Raw genomic sequence first — 306 nt, forward strand, 5'->3', positions numbered from 1 at the left:
GGCTGCCGATCACACCCGGCAGGACGCCCAGCACTCCGGCTTCGGCACAGGTCGGCACCGTTCCGGGCGGCGGCGCTTCCGGGAAAAGATCACGATAGGACGGGTTGGGCATGCCATCGGGGCTGTTTGCGTATGGCATCAGCACCGTGACCGTGCCGTCGAAACGGCCCATGGCGCCGGTCACCAGCGGGCGACCGACTTTGGCAGCGGCATCGGCCAGAATATAACGCGTGGTGAAATTGTCCGAACCATCCACCACAATATCGTAATTGCCGATCAGGGCTTCGGCATTGTCCGCATCGAGGC

At 63.4% G+C, this 306-nt stretch carries 1 protein-coding gene; it reads right to left on the minus strand.

Annotated features, from left to right (window positions below; all coding sequences use genetic code 11):
- Nucleotides 1-306: ThiF family adenylyltransferase (locus tag R0J92_RS22270; RefSeq protein ID WP_411053254.1), on the minus strand; the 306-nt coding region annotated here is incomplete at both ends.

Source organism: Tritonibacter sp. SIMBA_163, from assembly GCF_046535935.1.
Classification (GTDB): Bacteria; Pseudomonadota; Alphaproteobacteria; order Rhodobacterales; family Rhodobacteraceae; genus Epibacterium; species Epibacterium scottomollicae.